17 protein-coding genes and 3 pseudogenes are annotated in these 22,913 nt (G+C 60.4%); 6 read left to right on the top strand and 14 right to left on the bottom strand.

Annotated elements, in window-relative coordinates:
• Positions 1 to 15: 15 nt before the first annotated feature.
• The 7 genes and pseudogenes from NKH23_RS31435 to NKH23_RS31405 all read right to left on the bottom strand — a co-directional run bounded on the left by NKH23_RS31435 (position 16) and on the right by NKH23_RS31405 (position 7,378).
• Positions 16 to 918 (bottom strand): carbohydrate ABC transporter permease, encoded by a 903-nt coding sequence (locus NKH23_RS31435; protein WP_352700489.1) that lies wholly within the window; start codon positions 916 to 918, stop codon positions 16 to 18.
• Complete coding sequence (locus NKH23_RS31430; RefSeq protein ID WP_352700490.1) at positions 918 to 1,838, bottom strand: carbohydrate ABC transporter permease; 921 nt, start codon at positions 1,836 to 1,838, stop codon at positions 918 to 920. The genes NKH23_RS31435 and NKH23_RS31430 overlap by 1 nt, the downstream gene beginning before the upstream one ends.
• 76 nt (positions 1,839 to 1,914) lie before the next feature.
• Positions 1,915 to 3,222: an ABC transporter substrate-binding protein gene (locus NKH23_RS31425; protein WP_352700491.1), complete on the bottom strand. Its 1,308-nt coding sequence runs from the start codon at positions 3,220 to 3,222 to the stop codon at positions 1,915 to 1,917.
• A 112-nt stretch (positions 3,223 to 3,334) separates the two neighbouring features.
• On the bottom strand, positions 3,335 to 4,519 hold the full coding sequence (locus NKH23_RS31420; protein WP_352700492.1) for an ROK family transcriptional regulator: 1,185 nt from the start codon (positions 4,517 to 4,519) through the stop codon (positions 3,335 to 3,337).
• A gap of 648 nt (positions 4,520 to 5,167) precedes the next feature.
• Entirely contained in the window at positions 5,168 to 5,500 is a 333-nt protein-coding gene (locus NKH23_RS34730; protein ID WP_502912396.1) for a hypothetical protein, read from the bottom strand.
• 552 nt (positions 5,501 to 6,052) lie between these two features.
• Positions 6,053 to 6,472: pseudogene (locus tag NKH23_RS34725) on the bottom strand (DUF4062 domain-containing protein); the annotation flags it as partial.
• A gap of 234 nt (positions 6,473 to 6,706) precedes the next feature.
• Positions 6,707 to 7,378, bottom strand: a complete 672-nt coding sequence (locus NKH23_RS31405) for a Crp/Fnr family transcriptional regulator (protein WP_029356805.1) — start codon at positions 7,376 to 7,378, stop codon at positions 6,707 to 6,709.
• A gap of 223 nt (positions 7,379 to 7,601) precedes the next feature.
• Between NKH23_RS31405 and NKH23_RS31400 the strand changes: the two genes are divergently transcribed.
• The 4 genes from NKH23_RS31400 to NKH23_RS31385 all read left to right on the top strand — a co-directional run bounded on the left by NKH23_RS31400 (position 7,602) and on the right by NKH23_RS31385 (position 12,086).
• Positions 7,602 to 7,763 (top strand): hypothetical protein, encoded by a 162-nt coding sequence (locus NKH23_RS31400; protein ID WP_167522729.1) that lies wholly within the window; start codon positions 7,602 to 7,604, stop codon positions 7,761 to 7,763.
• Positions 7,764 to 9,813: 2,050 nt separating this feature from the next.
• Positions 9,814 to 10,530: a pentapeptide repeat-containing protein gene (locus tag NKH23_RS31395; RefSeq protein ID WP_353036341.1), complete on the top strand. Its 717-nt coding sequence runs from the start codon at positions 9,814 to 9,816 to the stop codon at positions 10,528 to 10,530.
• Between the two features lie 855 nt (positions 10,531 to 11,385).
• Entirely contained in the window at positions 11,386 to 11,733 is a 348-nt protein-coding gene (locus NKH23_RS31390) for a hypothetical protein (RefSeq protein ID WP_352914147.1), read from the top strand.
• 116 nt (positions 11,734 to 11,849) lie between these two features.
• On the top strand, positions 11,850 to 12,086 hold the full coding sequence (locus tag NKH23_RS31385) for a hypothetical protein (RefSeq protein ID WP_352721331.1): 237 nt from the start codon (positions 11,850 to 11,852) through the stop codon (positions 12,084 to 12,086).
• A 143-nt stretch (positions 12,087 to 12,229) separates the two neighbouring features.
• On the opposite strand, the gene NKH23_RS31380 is transcribed toward NKH23_RS31385, so the two are convergent.
• The 3 genes and pseudogenes from NKH23_RS31380 to NKH23_RS31370 form a co-directional block, all read right to left on the bottom strand.
• The gene (locus tag NKH23_RS31380) at positions 12,230 to 13,195 is read right to left on the bottom strand and encodes a Vgb family protein (RefSeq protein WP_353036339.1); all 966 of its coding nucleotides are present in this window, start codon (positions 13,193 to 13,195) and stop codon (positions 12,230 to 12,232) included.
• A gap of 279 nt (positions 13,196 to 13,474) precedes the next feature.
• A pseudogene (locus NKH23_RS31375) lies at positions 13,475 to 13,585 on the bottom strand (pyocin activator PrtN family protein); the annotation flags it as partial.
• Positions 13,586 to 14,046: 461 nt separating this feature from the next.
• On the bottom strand, positions 14,047 to 14,337 hold the full coding sequence (locus NKH23_RS31370) for a hypothetical protein (protein WP_352979814.1): 291 nt from the start codon (positions 14,335 to 14,337) through the stop codon (positions 14,047 to 14,049).
• A 31-nt stretch (positions 14,338 to 14,368) separates the two neighbouring features.
• On the opposite strand from NKH23_RS31370, the gene NKH23_RS31365 reads away from it, so the two are divergent.
• The gene (locus NKH23_RS31365; protein WP_353036337.1) at positions 14,369 to 15,295 is read left to right on the top strand and encodes an RHE_PE00001 family protein; all 927 of its coding nucleotides are present in this window, start codon (positions 14,369 to 14,371) and stop codon (positions 15,293 to 15,295) included.
• 342 nt (positions 15,296 to 15,637) lie between these two features.
• Here NKH23_RS31365 and NKH23_RS31360 read toward each other — a convergent pair.
• Positions 15,638 to 16,586: pseudogene (locus NKH23_RS31360) on the bottom strand (DUF5996 family protein).
• A gap of 166 nt (positions 16,587 to 16,752) precedes the next feature.
• Between NKH23_RS31360 and NKH23_RS31355 the strand changes: the two are divergent.
• A complete protein-coding gene (locus tag NKH23_RS31355) occupies positions 16,753 to 18,408 on the top strand; it encodes an acetolactate synthase large subunit (protein ID WP_352721324.1) in 1,656 nt (551 codons plus the stop codon).
• A gap of 385 nt (positions 18,409 to 18,793) precedes the next feature.
• Here NKH23_RS31355 and NKH23_RS31350 read toward each other — a convergent pair whose 3' ends face one another.
• The 3 genes from NKH23_RS31350 to NKH23_RS31340 form a co-directional block, all read right to left on the bottom strand.
• A complete protein-coding gene (locus NKH23_RS31350; RefSeq protein ID WP_352721323.1) occupies positions 18,794 to 19,549 on the bottom strand; it encodes a DUF899 family protein in 756 nt (251 codons plus the stop codon).
• Between the two features lie 643 nt (positions 19,550 to 20,192).
• Positions 20,193 to 21,545, bottom strand: a complete 1,353-nt coding sequence (locus tag NKH23_RS31345) for a hypothetical protein (RefSeq protein WP_352917335.1) — start codon at positions 21,543 to 21,545, stop codon at positions 20,193 to 20,195.
• Between the two features lie 207 nt (positions 21,546 to 21,752).
• Positions 21,753 to 22,445 (bottom strand): RNA polymerase sigma factor, encoded by a 693-nt coding sequence (locus NKH23_RS31340; RefSeq protein ID WP_352721319.1) that lies wholly within the window; start codon positions 22,443 to 22,445, stop codon positions 21,753 to 21,755.
• Positions 22,446 to 22,913 lie beyond the last annotated feature (468 nt).

Below are 22,913 nucleotides of genomic sequence, written 5' to 3'. Positions count from 1 at the left end.
ACTCCAGGCGATAGTCTATTTGATGGAGCCGGCGGTGAGGCCGCCCTGCCAGAACCGCTGCAGCAGCAGGAACACCACGATAACCGGGATGATGCTGACCAGCGCGCCGGTGATGATGATCGAGAACAGCACCTGTCCGCCGCCACCGCCCTGCTGCGCGAGCTGATACCAGGTCGCAAGGCCCACCGTGATCGGCTGATACTCCTGCGAGCGCAGCACGATGAGCGGCAGGAAGTAATTGTTCCAGGTCCCGACGAACGAGAGCAGCGCCACGGTCACCATGCCCGGCGCCACCAGCCGCAGCACGATGGCGCGGAAGATCACGAACTCGCCGGCGCCATCAAGCCGCGCTGCATCGAGCAGTTCGTCGTCGACTCCCTGGTCGATATAGACGCGCATCAGATAGACGCCGATCGGCGAGATCATCGAGGGCAGGATCACGCCCAGCGGATTGTCGCTGAGACCCGAAAGCGCCAGCAGCAGGAAGATCGGCACGACGAGGGCCGTCTGCGGGATCATCACAGCGCCCAAGACCAGCGCAAACAGCAGATTGCGGCCGACGAATTTGAACTTGGCGAACGCATAGCCTGCCGCGGTAGCAAAGATCGCGGCACCGAGCCCGGCGGCGGTCGAATAGAGCACGCTGTTGAACATCCAGCGCGAGAAGATGCCATTGTCGCGGCTGAACAGATCGCTCAGATTCTGCCAGAGGTTGAACTCGGTGCCCAAGCCGAAGCCGAACGTGGTGAACAGGTCGCCATTCGTCTTCGTTGCCGATAGGACCAGATAGACCAGCGGCACGAAGCTGTAGACGAGGAACAGTGACAGCAGCAGCGTGAGGATGATCCGCGAGCGCCGCCGTTCGCCGGGCCGGCGCCTGGTAGCGTCGAAAGTGGCGATGTCGGTGGTCGCAGTCATCATTGCGCCGGCCGACGGCGGTTGGTGATCAGGGTGAAGATGTAGGAGGCACCGGCGATTACGATGCCAAGCACGAACGAGACGGCGGCCGCATAGCCATATTGCTGGTTCTGAGTCGCCAGCGAATAGGCATAGAGGTTCGGCGTGTAGCTCGAATTGATAGTGTTACCGGCGAGCGAGCGCATCAAATACGGCTCATTGAACAGCTGCAGTGTGCCGTTGATCGAAAAGATGATGGTGAGCAGGATCGCCGGCCACAGCAGCGGCAGCTGGATCAGCCGCGCAAATTGCCAGGGCGAGGCGCCATCCATCCGCGCGGCCTCGGCGAGGTCCGACGGGATCGCCTTCAGCGCGGCGTAGTAGATCACCATATTGTAGCCGACATATTCCCACGTCACGATATTGGCCAATGAGAAGATCATCGCGCCCGGCGACAGGAAGTTCGGTGGCGGCAGGTTGAACGCCTTGGCCATCTGCGTGAACGGGCCGAAGGTGGGGCCGTAGAGATAACCCCAGATAATCGTCGCGATCACGCTCGGCACGGCGTAGGGGAGGAAGAAGCCGAGCCGGAAGACGCCCTTGGCATAGACCTGGCCACGATCGAGCACGATGGCAAACAACAGCGCCAGGCTCAGCATGATCGGCACCTGCACGATGCCGAACAGAACGAGGTTCCACACGCCGCCCCAGAATTTGGCGTCGCCCGTGACCTTGATGTAGCTGGCTGCACCCGCGAATTGCCGCCCGCCCACCAGCGTGTCGCGGTAGAGGCTCATGTAGAACGCATAGACCAACGGCGCGACGATGAAGGCGATAAACAGCAGCACGAAGGGCGCCAGGAACAGATAGGGCGCGAGCTTTCGTGACGTAAAACCGCCCGATCGCGCTGGGCGCGTCGCGGCGGCTGGCGAATTCGACATTGCCATGGTCCCCGTCCGGCAAGATGAAGAGATCGGGCGCGCCGGTCAAGCGCGCCCGGCCATTGCCCGGGAGAAATCAGTCTACGGTGAAGCCTTGTTCCTTCGCGTAGGCGACCACGGCATCTTGGATGCGGTCGAACGCATCCGACAGCGTGCCCTTGCCGCCGATCGAGGCGCCGAATTCATCGGCCATCGACTGGTAGAGGAAGTCCTGGAACGGGCTCCACTCAAAGTTGCTGACTGCGGCCGCCGATTTGGCGAACACTTTGTTCACTTCCTGGCCGCCGAAGAACTCCGGCTTGTTGCCCGCCCATTCCGGGCTCGACAGCAACGCGTTGGTACAGGGGAAGAAGTTTTGCTTGGTGGTGTAGAGCTTTGTGGCTTCGGGATTAATGTTCAGCCAGATCGCGGCTTCGGCGGCCTCGGGCAGATGCTGGGTCGTTTTCATCACGGCTAGCGCTGAGCCACCCCAAGCGCCGGTCGCGAACTTGCTCGCGTCCCACTGGGGCAGATCGGCGGCACGCCACTTGCCCACGCTGGTCTTGGCGACCGAGGTCAGGAACAGCGGACCCCAGCCGGCAGCGAGCCACGTGGCATAGCGGCCCGAATCGAGGCCGGTGTACCACTCATTGTTGAAGCCCGGCTTGGTCTCGATGACACCCGCGTCAATAAGGTCCTGCCAATAGGCGGCGAAGTCCTTGGCAATCTTGTCGTTGATGTTAATCGCGAGCTTGTCGCCATCGCGGCTGACCGGCTTCCAGCCCATCGGCCACAACAGACCCAAGGCCCAGTCGGCATTGGCTCCGAACGGCGCGTCGGTGATAAACACATTCGGATCGGCCGCATGGATCTTCTTGCCCGCATCGGCAAACTCGGCCCAGGTGGTGGGCGGCGTGATCCCATGCTTATCGAAGATGTCCTTGTGATAGAGCATCGCCATCGGACCGAAATCCTGCGGCATGCCGTTGACCACATCGCCCTTGGCGACCTGCGCCCATAGGCCTGCGGGGAACTCGCCCTTATGGGCATTGGCGTACTGGCCGATGTCGGCGAAGGCGTCGACCTGGCGGAAGGTCTCGATCAGCTGGTATTCGATCTGGACGACGTCGGGCAGGCCGCTGCCCGCCTGCAGACCCGCACGGACCGCCTGATATTCGGGGTTCCCCTGGCCGGCATTCACGAGTTCGACCTTGATGCCCGGATGCGCGGCGTTGAACAGGTCGACCTGAAGCTGGAGATCCGGCACCCACGACCACAGCACCACCTTGACGGGCTCGGCACCGCGAGCCGCCGCCGGCAGGGCTGCAACCGCGACGCTTGCACCCGCGACTTTCAAGAAGTCACGACGCTGCATCGTCCGCCCAAGCGGATTGAAAATCTTCATCTTGAAGTCCTCCCACGAAAGATACGCTCCCACACGACGCAGGACACGGTTTTTCTTTCAGTTAGAAACTTAATGCCGAGATTCAGTCGCTGTCAATCGCGATCGATTGATCTTAGTCGGCCATCACGAGGCTGTCGGCAGGGTTGAGGGTTGTCGCATCGAGCACCAGGCGCACCGCTCCAAGCACGATGTCGCGGTGCCCCAGCGCGCCGATCACGAGGCGCGGCGGGTCGTACACATTGCCCTTGAGGCGATGCCGCAGCACATCGAGCACCAGATCACCGCCGCCGACGACCCGGCCCGCCAGTACGATGATTTCGGGGTTCATGAAGGCAGCAACACTGCCCACCGCCATCGTCGCATAGTCGAGCAGTTCGGTCACGACCGGGGCGATTTTGCCCGCCTGCCGGTCGGTGACGGCAGCCAGGGTGAGCTTCCCCGCCGCATACTGGGTGTTGGCCTCTTCGAGCATCTTGGTCGCCTGTTCGGGGATGCCGAAAAAGCGCAACGATTGCTTGTCGCCCAGATGTTCGAACGGCCGCCCGGTGAGGAGGGGGTCATCGAGATACCAGCCGAGCTCGCCCGCCGCATGCGAGTGCCCGCCATAGAGCTTGCCGTCGATCACGACGCCCGCGCCGGCGCCGGGCCCGATCGAGAGGCTCACGACGCTGTCGGCGCCACGCCCGGCCCCGAATCCCCATTCGCCCACGGCGGCGAGGTTGCGCCCGTTTTCAACGACGATGGGCATCTGAAAATGCTCGCTGAGCCGCGCCCGCAACGGCATGTCGCGCCAGCCGAGCCCGAGCGTCAGCACCACTTCGCCCTCCGGCTGCCTGACGATCGAGGGCAGGCCAATGCCGATGCCGCGAATGGTTTGGCCGCGTGGGCGGGGAGCCGCCATCAACCGGCGGATCAGGCCGAGCAGCTTCTCGAAATTGCGCTCGCCATCATCGTCGGCGGTCTCGTGCATTTCTGTCTGCACGACGCCTTCGAGATTGGCCACGGCGCCGTAGAACTCACCCTTGCCGGCCTCGATGCCGATGATCGCATGCGCCGCGCCGCGGAACTTGATGCGTGCCCGGGGACGGCCCCGGACATTGGCCTCGTCAAACCCGTCATACGCCACCAAATCCTCGGCAATCAGATCCTCGATCACCCGCATCACCGTCGGGATGCTGATGTTCAGTCGCTCGGCTAGGCTCGAAGGTGATGCCACTCCTTCGGTGCGGATCAAATCCACCACGGCCGAACGATTGAGTCGGCGTAACAGGCTCGACGTCGTGGGCTGGCGCTTCATTCATGGACCAGGTGCAAAAGGCCGGCGGACCGGCAACGAGCGTCGGCATAGACCAGAACCGTGCCAGAGTCCGCCTTTTTCTGATGACGCCGAACGTCAGTTGTCGCTCCGCAGTGAAAGCTACCGCGGTAGCCCGTTCGATGATAACGGCGATCCGTGGCGGGCGCCCAAGCCCTCCGGAGTCACTGCGCTTACTCGTGCAAATAACTGCCTCCGGTTGCTTCAATCGGTTACGAGCTCGTCCGCCTTTGGCGCGGAACCAACATCAATGACCGCTTTTGGCGCAAAGCGGTCCGCACTACGCTGGGCGCAACGGTCGGCTTTCTTGCCAGTCATCCTGAAAGCTGCCAGGCCGTTAACGGCCCCGAACGAGACGCTCCTCGCTCGTCGCAGAGCGTCGTCAATGGTTCTACCGCGACCTTCCAATGTGAGACTGAAACACCGTCATGATCCTCCTTTCATCGTGTTAAGGTGAGCGAGGCGTTAATCGGGTGGAAATGTAGCGCCGCAGGTGGGACAAGAACATCGAAAAACATTGGAACAGATTTGAATGCTTTGCTGTCCCACTGGTTCCTAACTGCTTGATTTAGCTTCTTTTCCAAACATCCTCCGGGCCCACCAAAACATGAATTTAAGCAATTGATTCTATTAGATTTTTTGTAAAGCGCTCATAACATGGACTCGAACCCCCGGAGCTCTGAGCTTGGAAAGCTCAGGGTGGATCATGGCAATCGTTTCGAGAACGAGCCCCGGAAAGCTTGCCAAATCGGTGGTGAGGTCGTGGGTCAATCCATCAGCCAGTCGCAATTGCCGCTCCGGTATTTGCTGTCCTTGCGCCTCGACACCATGCCTTCGAGCCCCGCCTGGTCTATCAGGTGGGAAGATCGCCTTAGCCTCGCCGGGAAGCGCCTGGCTGAATTGGATACGGCCACCGTCCGGGATCATCTCGGCAAGGATCTCGCGGCGGTCCTCCAGCGCCATGTCGCGCAGGTCGTGACCATTGAGATGCAGAAGATCGAAGGCGACGAATAGAGGTCGTGCTGGCGTCGGGTGATGGCTTTCCGCAAGGCTCCGAAGTCAGACAGGCCAGTCTCGTTCAATACGACGATCTCACCGTCGATGATGGCGCTTTCCACGTCCAGTTCAGCGGCGGCCTTTGCGAGGGCGATGCCGATGGCGAAACTGTCCGAAGGCGACACGATCACGATGACTGGCGAGGTGACGCTTGTTCATGATGACGGGACCGTCACGGTTCGGCTTCACGGCTACGACGTTCCGGTGACGACGCGCGGGGAACGCCTCGCCGAAATACCGGACCTCTCCACCGCGTCCGCCCTCGGCAATCGCAACAGCATGCTTGGCTTTCGACACATCGACACCGACGTAAAAAACGTTATCTTGCTCCATGGCTCGTCCTTTCTTCGCTTGGGGCTCGGCTCGGCACTCCCGAGCAACCCCCGTTTGCTTAACAGCTGCAAAGACTAAGGGCGGGCCGCCGCTCAGACCACGGTCATAACGTCTAATAGCCATCGCAACCTTACCCGCCAAATCGTCCTTGTTGCGCCAATATTTGACGAGCTTCTTTTCATACAGCTTTCGGAATCTCTCGAGTTTGGCCTTTTTCTCGAACTCGACCTTTTCCGCGGCCCACGTCTTGCGAGCACCGCCTTCGAGCAAAAACGCCACGGTAGACACGCCTTGGGCGACGGCGTACTCGTACTCCATCTGGGTGTAGCTCTTACCCTTCAACTCTGAGCCGTACCGCTCTGCTACGATGAGTACGTAGTAGTCGCTGTCATCGATGCGCCGCTTAATGTAATCCCATTGAGTGTCGTCGCTGGCTTGGAATGCCTCCATCCCCACAGGAATATGCCCTAGGTTAAGACGGACTCGATGACCGACCGTCTTTCGTCCACCAAATCGGCGTAGGTCGAGCTGACGAAGATTTGGTATTTAACGTCATGCGGCTTCACCCTTCGATCCGCCCTTGTAAGTCTGCAAGCAGGCTGGGGATAACGTTCCGTGCCCGCATCAAGAAGCCGAGTCATGATTCTTGCAAGGGGTGAAGCGATCAAAGTCCGATCCGCGCGCTGGCACGCTAGGTTGCCCGGTTTGCCGGAAGGAATAATCACTTGCGGCCGAGGAGTATGAAACGTGCGGTGCCCCCCGCCGCAGCGACAGCCTTCGCTATTCCTTCTTGTCGACCAGCGCCCGTAGTGCCGAGACGTCATGCAGCAATAACCTGCTGCCGCGCTTTTCGATCAGGCCTCTCTTGGCGAGGTCGCTCATTTCGCGCGAGACCGCTTCCCTGTGCGTGCTCATCGTTGCCGCCAGCTCGGAATGCGTCGGTGCCGGGCTTATGGACACCTCGCCGTCCACGAGTGCGGCTTTCTCCGCCCGATGCAGGAGCTCGACGATCAGCCGTTTTCGCACGACCAGAGTGCTGTATTCGAATACCCGCTCGGTCATGCGCCGGAGCTGGGCAGACAGATGCTCAAGCAGCATCCAGGCAAAAGTCGGGTGGGTCATCACGATATCCCGGAATGCTGTGCCGGACAGCCGTGCAGCGCGGGTTGCCTCCAGCGCGACTACGCTGGCAGAGCGTGCAATCCCGTCAATGCCTCCGAGCTCCCCGAAAATGTCACCCGGTTCGACATCGCGATACGCTATCTCCCTGCCGTCCGCTGAAACCAGTGTCACGCGAGCCCGTCCTTCCAGCAGGAAGAAGACATCGCGACCAGTGTCGCCGTGGGAAATGATTAGCTCGTTGTGTCGATAGCTGCGCTCGTGCCACCGTTTGGTCAGCGCGGCGAGGTCGGCATCGCAAAGTCTTGAGATGAAGGCCAGAGAGCCTGTCACAACGGTCTCTTGTTCAATCAAGTGTACTTCACCTTACTCCCTATCCAAGGAAATTTGATGGCCGCAGGCCCCGCTTTCCGGGATGCAAACTGGGAGCGGATTTCGCCAATGTTTTCCCCGGTGTGGGAATTCCCACAGCCGAGCCTGGTTCGACTGTCATATCCTTGTTGCACGTCAGGCCCGCCGGCTCGTGTGCAAGCCGGCGAAGGGAAAGGGAACAGTCATGAAATTCTTGGCTCCCGTCACAAAACTTGCTGCGGGGTTTCGCAAATTCGTCGCGCCGCGCTACCGCCCGGAGCTTTATTACATGCGTGGCCCGGGGCCAGCCACCGCCCGCCGTATGGGCACGCCGCGGCAAAACCAATCCATCGACCACTACGCCTAATTTGCCTCGCGGACGGCTGACGCTCTCGCCCGGAGTGCCGTTCGCGCCGTTCCGTACCGGTCAATTCAGATCAATGAAGGGACGATCTGATCATGGTTATAATTCATGCTGCCGCCATTGGTCCATTTCGCAGGTGGTTACGCCTCCGCGCCGAGCGAAAAGCTCTCTTGTCGGCAACGGACCAGTTGAGCCGTTTACCCGATGACGTTCTTGGCGACATCGGCATCTCACGTGACGAAATCATGTGCGATTTGCGAAGCCGCGCCATCCGTCATGCGGAGGCAGGCGCGGCCGGCACGACGATCGAGCGCACCAGGATCGCTTCGGCCTCGATCCCGAAACGGTTGGCCGCCGGCAGTGGCTACGCCTCGGCCGAGATCCCCTTTGGCTGGTCCACGAGCGCGCGATCGAGCCTTACATCGCGGCTTCGACAAGCAGCGGCGCGCGGACGGGACCTTCGAACGGCACTACACCTGCGACCCCAAGGACTGAATGTTGACCGACGGGAGCTGGGGAGGATCTCAAAATGATCATGTCAGTTGTTAAGTCCCTCGCGCCTGTGACGCTCGGCACCGTGCTGATCGCAATCAGTCCGGCTTCATTGTCGGCTTCTGACGCTCAGGACCTCGCGTTCGCTCACGCTGACATGCCAATCAAACAGCTGAAAGACGTCTATTTGGATTGCGAGCGGGGAGGCCGCCGGTGCGCTGGGGACGGAAGACGTGATGTACTGTTCGATGCGCGAGTTCCGACTAGGCGCGCGATAGCAGTTTGCGCATAATCAACGATGCATGGCCTTCTGCACCGTGCGACGCGGCCCTGCGATCGACCACTTCGAACCATGTTTGGACCGCGCACTTCGCCGATCAGCGCAGTAACCAACCCGCGGAGTTCCGCGAGCGACAGCCTTCAAACGAATCAGTCGGTGGTAGCGTCACGCATAGGGTGAATCACGAACGCGCTCGCCTGCAAACCCCTTCGCCCGGAAATCTGTCCCGGTTACGCGGTTCGCCAGCAGACTGACAAGGAGCGGCTTCAGCCGATCGCCGATGCTATTTGTTATCTTTGTGCCGAATGGCAGCTTTGCGCCCCGATTTCGGCCGTTCGACTATATCGTTCGAACTGCCGAAAGCTTTCGGGGCTCCGGCCCTCTCAAACCCTCCGCCGCCGTTGTCGCGCATGTGCCGCATGCCACCTGCCGTGCTTTTAGCGAGCCGACCTTACCTCCAGTCTGGAACCTAGCAGTCGCCCAACTGGTTCAACCTTCCGCCACGGCCGGGCAGGGGAGGGCGTGCAAAACGGTAGGCGCGACCTAAGAAACGGTCGCGGTTCGAGTCGGTAGAGGGATACCGCCGAGGGACGCTTTTCCAAGCGCGGAGTTCGAATCCCTCCCTCTCCGCCATACGACATTGTTTACGTTGATAAAAATACAAGAATAGGTTGCGCGTCCGCCATAAAGCCCGCCAACCGAAAAAGGCGTATTCGCGGCACGTCAGCTTACGACACAAATATGCGGGGTTGATGCTTCGACCTTGTAGATGGCAGAGATCAACTTCGGCTTCGCTAAGCGAAGTCGTGGGGTTCATGCGACAGCGGAATCAGGATATGCGACGAGCACCCCGTGCCGGGTCAACCTCGCCGTCGGGAAGTACCGATCGGTGCGGAACCAAGCGGATTCACGCTTGTCGGCAGCGGACGCCGGCGGTGGCGGTCAGCACCCGAGCAGGCTCCCAATTAGCGAGACAAACGTCCAGAGCGGAGGCCAATCTTGGCACGCGACTTCGCCAGCCTGAACGACCGCTCTCCTCGGCTTAGTCAAGCATACCTACGGAATGATGCGCCTGGCCGGTGACAAATGAATCTCTGCTGGACCGCCGATGATATGGGGAGGCGCTCGCAAATCGCGCCCTACGCGCGGGTTGATCGGTTGATCAACATCAAAGCTTGAATATGAGAAATGCGCTAACTGTGACGGCGGTGGTCACCGTGGCTCGAGTGTCAGCAGATGTGGTAAGGTTGAGTGTCGGCGAGTAGCAGAGGTCCAGCAACAATGACTTTGAGGCGAACCAGAGCTTACGGCGCATCCGGCTTGGTTCTAGCGGTTTGCACTGTGTTTGCTTGGCAGAACGCCACTGCTGCTCACAATTGCCACGCAGCCGCGACGCCTGGCGTCAATTGGCACGAGTGTGACAAGAAGCTTCTCATCCTAGAAGGACAGGACCTGAGCGGGGCGAACCTGTTCGGTGTTGATTTCACTTCGACCGACCTCAGGAACAGCAATCTCCTTGCGGCAAATCTTGAGAAGGCAACGCTTGTGCGTGCTTCCCTGGCCGACTCGACCGCCAAAGGCGCCCGGTTCGACAGAATCGAGGCCTACAGGACCGACTTCAGCCGTATGGACGCGCAGGGCGCTGTGTTTGCGAGCGCGGAAATACAGCGCTCGAATTTCCAGGGCGCCAATCTGACCAATGTTGATTTCACAAAGGCAGAATTGGGGCGTGCGCAGTTCCATGACGCCGATATCAGCGGCAGCCGCTTCTCGTTTGCCAATCTCGCACGGGCGGACTTCCGAGGAGCGACGTCCACCGCGCCGATAGACTTTGACCGCGCCTTTTTCTTTCTGACCCGTATCGAGGGCGTCGATCTTTCCAATTCGGCGGGTCTGTCCCAGTGGCAGCTCAACATGGCTTGCGGAGACGCCCGGACCGAGTTGCCTTCTGGCTTGACGAGGCCTGAAGATTGGCCCTGTCAATTCCAGCAGGAATAGTTGTCGGCAAGCGAACTGTGCAATGCTGCACCCGACAGGATTTGAACCTGTAACTTCTGCCTTCGGAGGGCGCAGATCCTCCGCCAAGGTGGCACGTTTCTGCGGTATTGCTATTGGCGAAATCGCGGCCGAAGGGTGTTTGTGCCCCTTCCGTTCACCGCTACCGGTTCAATCGAACCGGTAGCTCCTGTCCGAATAAGTGGCAGCAACTCTTGTATCGTCGAGAATGACTACCATCGTCGTGATTATCATTCAGAAGCCTGGCACCAACGCGTCGATCATACTCGCCTCGCAGCACTTGAAATAGGCCGCGGCATCTTGGGGGGCTTAAGCTTTCGTCGGTCAAACGCCTGTCGAATGCATCTAGAGCGTTCATTCAGCAGCTTGGTGAGTCCGTTCGACCGGCGTGTACTCGTTTGTCGAAGGTTCAGGAATACAGTCGCAACGGCCTCACTATGTGATCTGGAAGGTCAACTGCTGATCCTCCCGCTCAACTCCTAATGAACCAGCGGATGCCGGGCGAATGGCGCTCCAGGCCGCTACTTGGGCGACGAATAGAGGCATTCACTCACGACCGCTGCGGGTTCTTCGACGACCCGCTGTCGTATGACTTACCTTGCGTAGACACAGCTTGTGAAAACGCGCGATAAGGTCGGCCTGCGCTAGATTCAAAGATGGCCGGGGCACCAGAAGATGGCACACCGAATGTGCAACGCAATGCTTGGCTTCGCGGCACTTGCCCTAGCCGCGTGCCAATCGGCTCCTGAAACGTCGCAACCGGCCACTCTCGAACCTGCGTTAGAACCTGGTGCCATTCCTCCCCAACCTGCCTTGGTTCCTTCCGGCTCAGCAATCATGCATCAAACCGTGGCGGTCACTCCCCCTGGCAAGGGCGTTCCAACAAAGTACGCTGCTTTTTCGGGTCTATGGGCCGGACGACTGGATGGGATGTATGACGCCAAACTTGCTGTTCAGACGATTTCTTCCGATGGGAAGGTGACGGTCACCTATGCGTGGGGAAATCTGGGCGACAACTATCCGGGGGAGGCCGCCGGCGCTGGAAGAATTGTGGGGACTACGTTGAAGCTTGAGCGCCTACCGAATGGCGCGGAGGTCAGTTTTGTTATGCTGTCCGACGGAGCCCTCGCCGGAACCGTTAGGCTTGCTGGCCAGACCTACACGGGCGCGTTCCTCAGGCAATGATCAAAGACGCATCTGAAGGGCTATGGAGAGGGCCAAACGACTGTTCCAATTTTGCAGCCTGTTGTTACCGGAGTGGGGGCCGTGCAGGTCGTGATCCCCAGATGAGCCACAACTCGATGCAAATGATCGTCGAACTTCTTGCCCGCCGCCTTGACGGCAAGCGCGGCCTGATCACCCTTCGCCTCCCGAATGACGGCCTCGATGCTCTGGCGGTTGATATGCGAGAAATAGCTGTCGCCGGTCGACTCGAACCATTTCGCCATTTTCACCTCAAGAGCCTATCCAAGCCGCTCTGCGTGCTCGAAAGCGCCTTTACGGTCATAGCAATGAAGCGCACAGCGTTGACGGAATGAGCCGCCGCAAAAGGGGCGGCGCCGATCCGCGGATGCGGATCCGCGTCGATCCTGCACGGAGCGCGGCGCTAGCAGCGCGGAGGAAGGACGGGGAGACCGAACTTCGCCATGCTGGCGCTAATGAAGCCGCGGCTGGGACCGCCTCACTTGGCGGAGACGGTGCGGATCACGACCAGCCGGTCGGCCCCAGATTCTGGCAGCCAAACCTCTCCGCGGCGGCCATTGATCTGGCGGACATCAGCGTTTTCCGTGGACTTGGGGTACGTCGTAAACTTGTCTGTCTGCGGATCGAACGCGTGCACGGCATTCCCTCCGAAATCGGAGAGCCAGACAATGTCGCGCTCGTCCACATAGACCGCATAGGTGCGAGGAAGGTCGCCGGGCAAACGCCAAGCGTTCCAGCCGCCGTCATGGGGGTCGTAGACCGATACCTGTCCCGCGTTCCATTCCGAAATCCAAAGCCGTCCCCGGCTGTCCGACCACACGCGGCGCGCCCCCTGGTCCGGGGTCGGAGGCTCGATCACTCGAGCTTCACCGCTCTTGCGGTCGATGCTTGCCAGATAGCTGCCGGCGAGCGACACGAAGTAGACGTCTCCGTTGGGGGTCGCAGTAATCCCGTAGGGGCCGCGGCCCTCTGGAGCGTGGAAAATTTTCATGTCGCCCGTCGCAGGGTCGAGCCTTCCGTAGATTCCGCTCTGCCCGGTGAACCAGAGGAGGCCGTCGCCTTCGAACGCGGCAGTATTGAGATTGGCGTAGCCGACGTCCTGCGGAAGCGCCCACACCTTGATTTCCTCGGTTGTCGAGTCGAAGCGCACGATCGCGTTGAGCCCGCCATCGGTTATCCACGCGTCACCGTCCGGACCCTGGATGACACCGTGAGGGCTGGATCCTTCGCCAAGCGGTACTTGGCGAACCTTGCCGGTCTCGGGATCGAGAATACCCAGTGCCCCCTGTTGCTGGGCCGTGTACCAGATGTCTCCGTCGGGCGCGGGCGCGACGTCATGGGGATGCGCGCCCTGCGGGAGACTGTAGACCTGACGTTCCTGCGCGTCGGCCGGGAAGGCGGCAAGGCTGGCGGCGAGTGCGATAAAGCGGAAGAGGCGGCGCATGAGAACTCTCCATGCTGCGGCATGTGCCACTACTCTAGGCGCAAAGTTCGTCGCAGCAATGACGGATCGGGAAAATCACGGCGCCCTGCACTGCGTTTCACCGCCCCGCGGATCGGCCAATCCAGCCCGCTGTTGGGGCAGCCTTGGGGTTCGACTGACGCGCTTATGGAACCCAATCCGGCTTGACAAGGATGGGTATTCAACAGGCGCAATGCGCCAAAAGCTCTGGCGCGAAGGGCAAGCATCTTGCCGATATGGCCATAGCCGAGGATGCCAATGCTGAATCAATTTCTGCGGCGTCAGGTGGGAGAAATAGTCTCGGCAGACGTCATCGATCGGGATGATGGCCTGACCACCATACTGAGCCATCAAAAGCAGTGCCGTGTTCATGCCGGGTTACCACCTAAGTCTGGAACCTAGCAAGCCGCCCGACGGGTTCAACCTTCCGTCACGGCCGTGCAGGGGAGGGCGTGCAAAACGGTAGGCGCGACCTAAGAAACGGTCGGGCTCGAGTCAGTAGAACGCTACCGCCTTTCCCCACATCCGCGCTACCTACTTCGTTGCGGCGGGTGAGGACCCAACTGGACTCCATTTGGGCGTATCCCGCAAAAAAAGCGCCTCTGAGGCGATGATCGAAAACGCACTCTTGTTTTTGATGGGCTCAGCAGGAACAAAACCCAATAGTATTAGAATTTGCGGATGGTATTATCTAAGTATCGATAAGAGGTAATTATCGATAGTGAGGGTTGTCCCAAGGAAGACCCGGTGTGAATGAAGCAAAGTGCAAGATAGCTTCAGCAAGTCGAATCGGCTAAAGCGATATCAATGGCTTACGACGTCACCAGTTTGCATCAAGAGAGGCTGGAGACGGGCCGCAAGCGGGTGCGCCGATTTTTGCCTAAGAATTTCAATTGGCAGCGCCAGAGCGAAGGCCGGAACGACGCCCGATGACTCTTTTTGACCTTGACCGTACCAATGCAATCCCGTGGCGCGACCTCGCGGGACCGCTCGTCACCGCAGAGGATTCTTTGGCGCGCCTCGATGAGCGGCTGGCCAGAAGTCCGGTGCGCGAAGGTTTTGTCGCGCGCACGCATTTCTACGACGCCGCCGCCGCGCTGTGGCTCGAGGGCGAGCTTGTCCATGTCGAGGATCTGGGTCCTACACGACACCCACATGGACATCCGCACGCCGACCCACGAGCTCACCCGTGCCCATGCGGTGCTGCGGGCACGGCGGCTGATTGTTGCCAACAGGCCGGACTGGGCGCTGAGCCCGAACGGCCTAAGCCAATTGCGCGGGCGTGGCGCTAGCGCCCAGAACGCTTTGCCACCGGAGCGTCATGCGACGGCAGCGGAGGGCGCCGGTGATGAAGAGGCGGGCGAGTCGGCCAACGACGATCTGAACGATGGCCTCGGCGCCGAATTTGCTGCCATCGATGCGCTGCTCGATCGCACGCGCAACGTGCTCGACGGGCTCGCCGCCGCGCCGGTTTCGCGACCGCAACAGGTCCCGACGGACGAAAAAAATCCGCTCGTCTACGATCCCGACTGGGACGAGGAGGAACGGCTGTCGGACTGGCGGGCTATGTTGAACCGGACCACTGGCCAGCCGCCCGTGCTGAGCGCCGCCCTGCTATGGGATGCGTGGGAAACAAAAGAACCGCTGCAGCATCTGCCCTGGCTCGGACACCTGCTCGTCGGCGCCATGCTCAGGCAGGTCCGAAAAACGAGCGCACACCTCGTCTGTCTCAACACCGGGCTGCGCGCCATTCCGCGCGAAAGGCGGCGCGCCCGCGACAGGACGGCGCGGCTGATCGGGTTTCTGGAGGGCGTCACTGAAGCGGCCGTCGCCGGGCTGAAGGAACACGACCGGCTGGTGGTGCTCGCCCGGGAGCAGATGGCTCGGCGCCTGCGCGGCCGGCGGGGGCATTCGAAGCTGCCGCAACTGGTCGAGCTGGTGCTCGCCCGGCCGCTCGTCTCCACGGCGATGATCGAAAAGGAGCTGAAGTTAAGTACACGCGGCGCGCTTAATCTCGTCGCCGAACTCGGCCTGCGCGAGATCACGGGCAGGGGACGTTACCGGGCGTGGGGGATCCTCTGACAGCTCGCGTGCGCGCGGAAAGTCGCCTGGCACGCCGGCGTGCGACCGCCACCACCGTGCGATTGCGAGTCGCTTCGTCTTGGCAGCGGGAACAGGCTTCCCACTTCATAGCTCGGACCCTGACTATCCAGTTTCCTCATCTTCTCTGGCGCGCCAAACCTTCGAACGCATTGATGTGAATCGCGACTACGAGCCGACTTCTTCAACGATATCCGCGCAATTCGCTCGTTTGACGATCGCCAGCTGTTTAGTTCTGCGGCTGTAAGTGCACGTACAGCTCTCAGCCAGTGTCGCTTTCGAGGTCCTAGGGCAATCCGTTACGAACGTTGGGCGAGAAGGCACTTACAGGCGCCGTGGTCGGCGAGGTTGTCCGATTGCGCATTCGAGAGCGGCGGCATCCCATTCCGCGAGGTCGGCAGCGGCGCGATAGGTGCTCTCGAGAAAACCCATGAGGATCGCTTCCGGATCGGCTGCTCCGCGCACCGCGTCATAAGGCAGCAGGAATTCTCCAAGGCTCGCTTCGTAAGTATGCGGCGTCGGGAAGGATCTTTGCCGCGGCGAAGCCAGCCGGTGCCGGATAGGCATAGGAATAGAAGGCGGGAAAGTCGACCGCTCCACCGCCCGGCCAAAAGCCAGCCGACGAAACCTCATGACTGTAGGCTTCGCGGGTGACCTCGTCGGGCAGGGCGGGAATGCCACCCGGGTGCAGGGGCGCTCGCCGCCCGGAAAAGCGCGTCACTGCGAGATCGAAGCTCCCCCAGAACAGGTGCACCGGGCTGACCTTGCCGAGATAAGCGGTGCGGAAGGTCTGGAGTACGGCTGTCACCGCTATGCTTGCCTTGAAAAAGCGCGCGACGGCATCGGCATCGTAGGGCCGCTCGGCCCGGTCCTCTGCGAACGGAATCGCGTTCGGGATTTCATTCGGCATGCCGTTCAGCTCCGCCGTCCCGCCGAGGCTGCGAACGAGGTCTAATGCGTGAGCATGGAAGGAAGCGACCGACATCGGCTCGAGCGGAAATCGGGCAGTGCGTCCGTCGGTGGCCGCTCCGACCACCTGATGGTCAACCAGGTCGAGGCTGAGCTCGATCCCGCCAGCTCCATCAGGCACGAGCCCGGTCGTGAAGCCGCGAGCATTAGGATAGAGGGTCGCGTGCCACGAATGGTTCACCCAGGGCGTGCGCGCAAGCCGATATTTCCCTATGATCTGGGAACAAAGATGCAGCGCGGAGCAGGTACCGCGCCAAGGACCATACGGTATGTCCGGCCACCGATCATGGATGCGGTCGTTCATCGGGCTAACCTACCTTCGACAAAGTTGAACAACAATCCGCGAGTGCCCCTTCGCTCCGGTCACAATACCCGCCCCGTTGAGATAGAGTAGGTCCAAAGCATTGTCAGTTTCGCTTAGGATCGATCCGTTCATTTGGGTCCCGCTTCAACCACAAGGATGCCGAAATTTGAAAAAGGGCTCTGACCTCCTCGTTGCCGCCCTCGAGAATGAGGGAGTGGATCGGATCTTCGGTGTCCCCGGCGAGGAAAATCTCGACGTCCTGGAGTCGTTGCGCACCTCGCGGATCGAATTGATCACAACGCGGCATGAGCAGGCGGCCGGCTTCATGGCGGCCACGCATGGACGGCTGACCGGGCGGCCCGGCGTTTGCATTTCGACGCTTGGACCCGGCGCGCTCAATTTCTCGACCGCCGCGGCCTATGCCCATCTGGGCGCAATGCCGATGATCATGATCACCGGGCAGAAGCCAATACTTACAGCCAAGCAGGCCCGTTTTCAGATCGTCGACGTGATCGGATCAATGCGGCCGCTGACCAAGATGACGCGGCAAATTGTCAGCCCGCACAGCATTCCGACCGTGGTGCGCGATGCTTTCAGGGTTGCTGCGCAAGAGCGTCCAGGGCCAGTTCACCTGGAGCTCCCCGAGGATGTCGCGGCCGAGCAGATCCCGTTGGTTTCACTCATTCCGGTGCATCCGCTTGAACGTCCCATCGCTCATCCCGACGCGATTGATCGTGCGGCGCAGATGATACTGGCGGCCAAGCGTCCGCTGATCATGATCGGCGCGGCCGGAAATCGCCCCCGGCTGGTTGGTTCGCTGTCGGACTTCGTGCGGCGGATGCGCATCCCGTTCTTCAATACGCAGATGGGCAAGGGGGCGGTCGACGGCGGTTCAAACCTCTATGTCGGAACGGCAGCACTTTCCGAGCGCGATTATGTCCATGATGCGATCGAAATTTCGGACCTGATCATCGCCATCGGACACGACACGGTTGAAAAGCCGCCATTTCTGATGCGCGACGAGGGCGGCCCGAAAGTTATCCATATCGGGTTTACGTCCGCGACAGTCGAACAGGTGTTCCACCCCGACGCCGAAGTGGTTGGCGACATCGGCACGACCGCGGCCGTGCTCGCCGATCGGCTCGAGGGTCGGCTCAGCCCCGACACGAAGATCATCGAGCTTCGTCAGACGATTCTGTCGCGGATCAACGAGCGCAGCCTGGAGGATCGTTTCCCGATCAAGCCGCAGCGCATCGTACACGACGTCAGAACGGTCATGCCCGAGGACGGCATCGTTTGCCTGGACAACGGCATGTACAAGATCTGGTTCGCCCGCAACTACCGCACCCATCATGCGAACACGCTGCTGCTCGACAACGCGCTCGCGACCATGGGGGCGGGATTGCCGTCGGCGATCATGGCGTCGCTCCTCTATCCCGAGCGCCGCGTGATGGCGGTATGCGGTGACGGCGGCTTCATGATGAACTCCCAGGAACTCGAGACAGCCGTTCGCTTGAGGCTTAACCTTGTCGTGATGATCCTCAACGATTCCGCCTACGGCATGATCCGCTGGAAGCAGGCGGTCGACGGATTTCCGGACTTCGGGCTCACATTCGGCAATCCCGACTTCGTCCGCTACGCCGAGTCGTACGGGGCCAGCGGTTCCCGCGTCGGCGCAGCGGAGGAGCTGGTTCCAACGCTGGAGGAAGCCTTCAAGGGAGGCGGCGTCCATCTGGTGGACGTCCCGATCGACTATTCGGAGAATGCCCGCGTCCTCGTCGAAGAGCTGCGCAGGCATTTCGCGGCCAAGGAATCGCAATGAGGCGAACCTATGCTGCCAATCCTGCAAGTCAGCGGAGAAGCCCCTTGCAGGCGGTCCTGCCCCGGCCGCCTTCGCCTCGTAGGGAGAGGCTTCATGAATTGGTTGCAGCCGAAGCATCAATGCAATGTCGGGAAATGGCGCCCAGTGTGCCCTTTGCCAAGGTGCACTTCATCGGGCACCGCCAACCAGCAATTCTCAAACCGAATCCTTAGTAGCGCTTTCTGGTGAGACGCTACAATTCGCAGGCTCGCGTCGAGCGCTACGGCTGCGGAGGGCGGCATGGAGACGAACCATGTGTCCGGCGGGAACATGGCTGTTCATGACCCTACCACCGGGTTTGCGACAGAGCCGACGAAATGTCCCGGATCAGCAAGTCGCAGAGGGGTCAGCTCTCATTCGCAACATCCTGTCCCGCATATTCCACCTGTTCATCGAAGTCCGGCCGGCCCTCGGGCATCAGGTCCATCATGTTCCACAGCGGCTCGATCGTGCCCTGCTGGCGCGGATCCTGGCCAGGATCGGACTCGGCGTACATCATTTCGGACGACCAGAAATGGCGGATACCATCTGGCGTCTTCTGGAAGACATGGGTCATCGGGGCGAGTTGCCCGTCCTCAAACAGTGCGTTGAAATCCTGCTTGAACGTTGTGCCGACAGCCGAAAGCATGTCGAGGTTCCTCCAGCCGCGCTGGTTTGCAAAAGCCTGTGCGCGCTCCACGGGCGCTTGCGTGACCACCGCAAAATTGAAGCCGGCGGCACAGAAATGGTGCGCCGCGCCGTTCAACTGGTCGAGCAAACCCGTGCAGGAAGGGCATGGCGTTTCCTCACGAGGCAGGTCGGCAAAAAGGCCGGTCGAGGGCTGCGGCCGATCGTCCAGCGCGTGGCGTGGGAACATCATGTTGTAAATCAACAGCGATGTCGTGCCTGGTGCAAACAGGTCCGACAGCCTCACCTTCTGCGGCTTGCCGTCCGCGCCGATTCGCTCGAACTGATAATCCATCTCGACCAACGGCCCAGGCGGCTGAGCACGTCGCTCGGCGGCTACTGCCTCCATCTGCCGGCGCAGCGCGATTTCGGATTGCAAGAGCCTGTCGCGCGCGGCGCGATAGTCGGCGCTCTCGCCCTTGAAGGTGACACCCATGACTCGACCTCCCGTGCTCGCCTCCCGCATCGGCTGATCCACCATACTCGAAGATTATGATTAGGTACGATGCCGGCCGTTGAGCAGCCGCAGGCTCCTGCCAGACACTGACGCCGTATGGCAATCGACAGTCGCTGTCGAAAACCCCACGTCCCACAGTTCGTCCACAGTTGTCATATCGTTTGGAATCACTGCCCTCCTGTCTGCTTGCGGGCCAGTTCCGCTCCGAGAGATGCTCGTTAACGAGCTTTCCCAACGCGAAGGCCTCGTCGAGCGAAAGCAACACGGTGTCGGGGTGTTTAACCGTGTTGGAACATTGACCACTGTCTTCGAAGAAGCGCTCGCATTAATCACTGCGGACGATCTAAGGTTAGCAATAATTTAGATCGTCGGATGCGACGAGCGCTAGAGGGTACTATCCTCTCGAGGGGGCAGGGAGTGAGTCGAGAGAGCAAGCCGCAGTATTGGTCGGCGCTGATCAAGCAGCTCCGTCATGAGGCCGCATCGGCCACTGCCGATTTCAGCGCGAATGATGTGCCTGCCCTCTGTAACCGTCTTGGCCTCGGTGATGGCGATAGGGAAGAGTCCTTCAAGAGCAAATACAAATACGCCGAGCGCAACGCCGACGCCGTCAAGTGCTGGGTCAAATCGACTTGAGGTACTCGATCAGATCACTCTTTTCCTGATCGGTCAGATCAAGGCCCAGATGGTCGTCATAATGCTTGATGACTTCATTGAGGGTGGCGAACCGCCCGTCGTGGTAGAAACCGCCCTTGTGGATTTTTTCCGTGTTCCAAAGTGCACGCAACGATGCCGTCCTGTAACGCTCGTCCGGGGATCGCATTGCCTGGAAATCGTCGATCCCGATCTCATCGGCCGTATGCAGGTTCCATCCCGGCTCGGTGAATAGTGGCGGCACGTGGCAAGTGCCGCATTTGGCCTTGTCGTTGAAAAGTGCCTCGCCTTTCTCCGCCGCCGCACTGTCGAAGGCGCCCTCGGGCGGCTTCGGGGTCGGCAGCGAAAGCTGATAGAAGTGAAGCGCCGGCAGCTTCGCCGTGATCCGGTCTTCCTCGTCCTGCTTGTGGCCCTGTTTCGTTCTCGCTGCGACCGGATACTTCTCTGCATCGTCCAGGCGCGGATCGTAGAAAACGCCTTTGCCGTGCATTTCGAGATTGCCGACATAGGCGTTCCAGTAGCTCACCGTGCCCCAGGCTCCGGTCCATGTATGGTTGTTCACGCCGGCCAATCCGAAGGCGGGTGGATTGAGCGTGGCGGCCGTCTTGTCGTCCGGCCGGAATGCCTTGCCGTCGAGGTTCAGTTCAGCATCGAATTTGCCAGGGCCCCATGCTTCCACCGCCTTCTTCACCTCCGCTTCGGATATCTGCAGCATTTCGGTGAACGCCGTGAGGTCAGGCGCCAATGCAACGACAGCGCCTATATTGAGGTCGCGGTTCGGCCAGCCGTCCAGCCTATGCCCGATGCCTGGCGCATATGCGTCGTCAACGGTCGAATGGCACACGGCACATTGTATGCCGACCGAAGTCAGCGTCTTTCCGTCCTCGGCGAAGAACCCGGTCACCCCGACAACGGCATTGGCTTTGAGCAGGAGAAGCGTGCTTGCAGGATCGGTAAGGTCGACCTCACCTTTGTCGAGAGCTGCAGCCACATCCTTCGGAATTGCATTGACATCGACCTTGAGGCCAAGTTCGAGAGCCATTTCCGGACTGAGGCCAGGTCCGACCCCGCCCAGTTTCTCCCCGGCGATCGCCTCATGGAGCTTGAGCTTGCCGCCCCAAAACTCCTCGCTACCAAAGGTATCGAAACGGAAAGTCTCGCGACCTTCCTTGAGATATCGCTTGGCCTGCTCGGCCGCGGCGGCGTCAAAATCCTTTCCGCTGACCGATCCTTTTGCGCCCGTCTGGGCAGCGGCCGGAATCAAAGCCGCGGAGACCAGAATGACCAAGGAGACACCAATACGATTGAACCGTGCTGACACTGCCTTGTCCTCCCGAATATTGTTTTCCAGTTGGTCTACCCGTTCGGCGACGTCCCGATTGCGTGGCTACCGAATCTGGCTGACAATATTGGATGACCGAACCGTCAAAACGTTCCCGCGTCCGGCGCGAAAACCGATCGATCGATAGAGCATGGACCTTCTGCCGGCATGGGAGAGAGAGGCGCAGAAAGACCTTCCGTCACGCAGTCAGGCTGGAAAACGAAGGCGATCTATAACGGTGTCGATTAGTCGCTCGCAGCGTCGGCCCTTGAAGGGGAAGGCATTGAGCAGCACGGGGCCAATCTGCTCGTCTAGCTCTTGGCGAAGGAGACGGCGAGCGCGATGGAGCCGCGTCCGCACTGTCTCGGGACGCACGCCGAGCAGTTCCGCTGTCTCGTCATTAGAGAGTCCTTCGATTGCTCGGGCAATAAGAACAACGCGGTAGGCGGGGGGCAGCCTATCGGTTGCCTGTTCGACCAAGCTCAGGATTTGTCGTTGCGCCACCGTTCGCTCTGCGTCCCCGGAATGCTTGTCGAGAGCAAACTGTATGACTTCGGCATTGGCCCGTGCCGCGGATTTTGCAAAAGCTGTCGCGCGCCGACTCCTTCGCAAGCGTCCTAATGCCTCGTTGACGACGATCCTGCAGAGCCATGTCGACAATGCCGATTCTCCTCGAAACTCGGCAAAGTGGGCGAAGGCGTTGACATAGGCTTCCTGAACGATGTCCTCGGCTTCGCTGTCGTCGTCGGCCAATCCACGCGCGATACGGTAGAGGCGCTGGTTGTGCATCTGCATGATGGTTCGTAATGCGTCCGCGTCGCGCGCCAACGCGCGGCGGACCAGTTCCACATCTTTGGAATTGCGCCCGTCATCGCCCCTGTCGATGCGTGGGTCGGACATGACAACTTATCTAATGACCAATTCGGTGCCGTCACAGCAAAAAAAAGGTCCTAGTCGACTCGTTCATCAGTGGAAGGCAACAGGCAATCAAACACAGCGGCGAGAAGCAAGCCGACGGCGCCTATCATGCCGACAGTGCTATGACGCTTCATTACCCGCCTCCAAGCACAGCATCCATCAAATGCCGGCTTTTCGTCTAAGAGCAGTCATACGCGCTTCTAGGAAATGAAGGTCGCCTTCGGGTCACGAGCGCTGGTTGGGCCCAATGTCCGGTTTCTGGAAGGAAAATGGGTCCCGGAAGGTCAGGATTGGGTCAGGTCACGACTATGCCCGAGCCGACCTGAATGTCCGCTCCTGAATGTCCGCTCCTGAAGAACCGCAGCCTGAAGCTGCTAGTCCGCTGTCGGCCCAAATAGGTCGTTCATTGTCTTGGCGCTGAGCGTCGGCAATTGGGCGCATTGTGCTGTT

This window comes from Mesorhizobium sp. M1328 (assembly GCF_040318075.1).
In the GTDB taxonomy this organism is placed as follows: Bacteria; Pseudomonadota; Alphaproteobacteria; order Rhizobiales; family Rhizobiaceae; genus Mesorhizobium.
The sequence above is the reverse complement of the archived record's forward strand: the minus strand, read 5'-3'. Positions and strand labels throughout refer to the sequence as shown.

Coding starts and splice junctions, on each gene's coding strand:
- NKH23_RS31435 (WP_352700489.1), bottom strand. CDS start 918: ATGACTGCGACCACCGACATCGCCACTTTCGACGCTACCAGGCGCCGG.
- NKH23_RS31430 (WP_352700490.1), bottom strand. CDS start 1,838: ATGTCGAATTCGCCAGCCGCCGCGACGCGCCCAGCGCGATCGGGCGGT.
- NKH23_RS31425 (WP_352700491.1), bottom strand. CDS start 3,222: ATGAAGATTTTCAATCCGCTTGGGCGGACGATGCAGCGTCGTGACTTC.
- NKH23_RS31420 (WP_352700492.1), bottom strand. CDS start 4,519: ATGAAGCGCCAGCCCACGACGTCGAGCCTGTTACGCCGACTCAATCGT.
- NKH23_RS34730 (WP_502912396.1), bottom strand. CDS start 5,500: ATGGCGCTGGAGGACCGCCGCGAGATCCTTGCCGAGATGATCCCGGAC.
- NKH23_RS31400 (WP_167522729.1), top strand. CDS start 7,602: ATGAAATTCTTGGCTCCCGTCACAAAACTTGCTGCGGGGTTTCGCAAA.
- NKH23_RS31395 (WP_353036341.1), top strand. CDS start 9,814: ATGACTTTGAGGCGAACCAGAGCTTACGGCGCATCCGGCTTGGTTCTA.
- NKH23_RS31390 (WP_352914147.1), top strand. CDS start 11,386: ATGCATCAAACCGTGGCGGTCACTCCCCCTGGCAAGGGCGTTCCAACA.
- NKH23_RS31385 (WP_352721331.1), top strand. CDS start 11,850: ATGCAAATGATCGTCGAACTTCTTGCCCGCCGCCTTGACGGCAAGCGC.
- NKH23_RS31380 (WP_353036339.1), bottom strand. CDS start 13,195: ATGCGCCGCCTCTTCCGCTTTATCGCACTCGCCGCCAGCCTTGCCGCC.
- NKH23_RS31370 (WP_352979814.1), bottom strand. CDS start 14,337: ATGGACAAGCTCGCCCTCGAGCCACAGCGCGGCGGCGGCGTCGTAGAA.
- NKH23_RS31365 (WP_353036337.1), top strand. CDS start 14,369: ATGGACATCCGCACGCCGACCCACGAGCTCACCCGTGCCCATGCGGTG.
- NKH23_RS31350 (WP_352721323.1), bottom strand. CDS start 19,549: ATGGGTGTCACCTTCAAGGGCGAGAGCGCCGACTATCGCGCCGCGCGC.
- NKH23_RS31340 (WP_352721319.1), bottom strand. CDS start 22,445: ATGTCCGACCCACGCATCGACAGGGGCGATGACGGGCGCAATTCCAAA.